Here is a 2,199-nt window from a genome sequence, read left to right as displayed (position 1 = left end):
GCCGGGGAACCGCGCCGACGCGGCAGGCCGCCTCCGGCCCGGCCGCCGGACCCCCCTCACCCACCGGCGACGCCCGGCAGCGACAGCGGAGGTACCCCCTTATGCAAGCGCGTCATACACAGAAGCAGCCGGCGCCGCCCGGCCCCCTCAGCGCGGCCCTCAAGGAGCGGAACGCGGCCGTATGGGACCAGGCGCGCGCCATGCGGTTCGTCCGCGAGGTCACCGAGGACACCATCAGCGACACCGTCTTCGCGCGGTATCTGCTCTTCGAGCGGGAGTTCGTGGACACCGCGGCCCGGCTGGCGGGCGCGGCGGTGCGCGAGGCCCCCAGCGCGGAGGCGCTCGCCGGACACGCGCGTACGCTGCACGCTCTCGTGACGGACCAGTACGACTACTTCACCCGGGCGCTGGAGACCACCGGCGTCCCGGAGGTCGGCCCGCGCGCCCAGGAACAGGCGTCGGTCCTCACCGAGGAAGTCCTGGACGCCGCCGACGCGCTGGGCTACCCGGCCATCGTGACGTGCATGTACGCGGCGGAGTCGCTGTACGAGAACTGGTGCGGCGCGGCCGTCCGCTCGCCCTCCGCGCGCACCGAGGTCGCGGACTGGGTGCATCTGCACACCGTCGAGCCCTTCACCACGCAGGTGCGGTTCCTGGAGGCCGAGATCGACGCGCTGGAGATCCTGCCCGAGACCGCGTCGGACCTGGTCGCGGTCTTCGGGAAGGTCCTCGCCGCGGAGATCCGCTTCCACGACGCCGCCTATGTCGAGTAGATGCCGAAACCACTCACGACGGCTGCCTGACTGCCCGACTGTTGACAGCCACCGCTACTGATCGCTCGTAGAAACACGGAAGGTGGAGCGATGCCGGACGCAAGCGAACACAGCAACATCCTCGACAGGATCGGCATTCCGCGAAGTCTGGCAGCGGGGTATCTGGCTCTGGCGTTCTTCATGATCGGAGACGGCGTCGAACAGGGCTACCTGTCCGCGTACCTCAACGATCAGGGCTTCCCCTCCCATCAGGTAGCCCTGATGTTCACGCTCTACGGCGTGACCGCCGGGGTGTCCGCGTGGATGGCCGCCGCCCTCTCCGACGTCTTCGGCCCGCGCCGCCTGATGGCGGTCGGCGTCGGGGTGTGGGTGGTGTTCCACGTCCTGTTCGTCACGTTCGGGGTGACGCAGCACTCCGCCGCGATGCTGCTCCTCTGTTACGGGCTGCGCGGCTTCGGGTATCCCCTGTTCGCGTACGGGTTCCTCATGTGGATCGTGCGGACGGCGCACCCGGAGAAACTGGGCGTGGCCGTGGGCTGGTTCTGGTTCGCGTACATCGCCGGCTTCTCCACGCTGAGCCCGCTGATCGCCAAGGAGTCCATCGCCGTCATCGGTCCGCTGCCCACGCTGTGGGCGGCCCTGCTGGTGATCGCGATCGGCGCGGCCATAGGGATGCGGGTCCGCGCGCCCGGCGGGGACCGCCCGCTCGAACGCCCGGAGGAGAACCCGCTGCGCGGCCTGGTCAAGGGCGTCTCCGTGCTCTGGCAGGAACCTCGGGTGGCCGTCGCGGGGCTGGTCCGGGTCATCAACGGCGTCTCGCAGTTCGGCTTCCCGGTCTTCCTGCCCGTCTACTTCACCAAGACCCTCGGGTTCGCGCTGGGCGACTGGCTCACCATCTACTCCGTGATGTATCTGGTGAACCTGGGGTTCAACCTGCTCGCCGGCTACTGGAGCGACAAGTACGGGGTCACGCCCGTGCTCCGCTGGATGGGCTGCGTGGGATGCGCCGTCACCACGGTGGCCTTCTACTACGTGCCCACCGCCACCCACAGCTTCTGGCTGTCCCTGCTCATCGGCAGCCTGTTCTGCGCCTGCCTGGCCGGGTTCTCCCCGATGTCCGCCCTCATGCCGCAGATCGCCCCGCACCGTACGGGCGCGGCCATGGCCGGGCTGAACCTCGGCGCGGGCCTCGGCACGGCGGCAGGTCCCGCGCTGGTCGGCCTCTGCCTGACGCCGATCGGCGTGGAAGGCACCATGTGGGTGTTCGGCGCCTGCTACATCGTCGGCGCCCTGCTCACGGTGTTCCTCAACCGGACGACGCCGCAGACTCCGGCCGCGACCGGGGTGGCGGGCCCGCGCCCCTCCGAGGTCGCCTGACGGCCCCGCCGCGGCACGGCACGTACCCGCGCCACCGGTGCGATTCGGC

General features: G+C 70.3%; 2 protein-coding genes. Both read left to right on the top strand.

Annotated features, from left to right (window positions below):
- On the top strand, positions 1 to 773 hold a 773-nt coding region (locus ACFU99_RS41390), incomplete at its 5' end, for a TenA family protein (RefSeq protein WP_384403293.1).
- Between the two features lie 90 nt (positions 774 to 863).
- Positions 864 to 2,150: an MFS transporter gene (locus tag ACFU99_RS41385; protein WP_384403290.1), complete on the top strand. Its 1,287-nt coding sequence runs from the start codon at positions 864 to 866 to the stop codon at positions 2,148 to 2,150.
- Positions 2,151 to 2,199 lie beyond the last annotated feature (49 nt).

It is taken from the genome of Streptomyces sp. NPDC057654 (genome assembly GCF_042800135.1).
Lineage (GTDB): Bacteria > Actinomycetota > Actinomycetes > Streptomycetales > Streptomycetaceae > Streptomyces.
Note: the sequence above shows the minus strand (reverse complement) of the source record. Positions and strands in the feature narration are given on the sequence as shown.

Bases quoted from the DNA above. Each gene is read 5' to 3' on its own strand.
- ACFU99_RS41385 (WP_384403290.1), top strand. From the start codon at position 864: ATGCCGGACGCAAGCGAACACAGCAACATCCTCGACAGGATCGGCATT.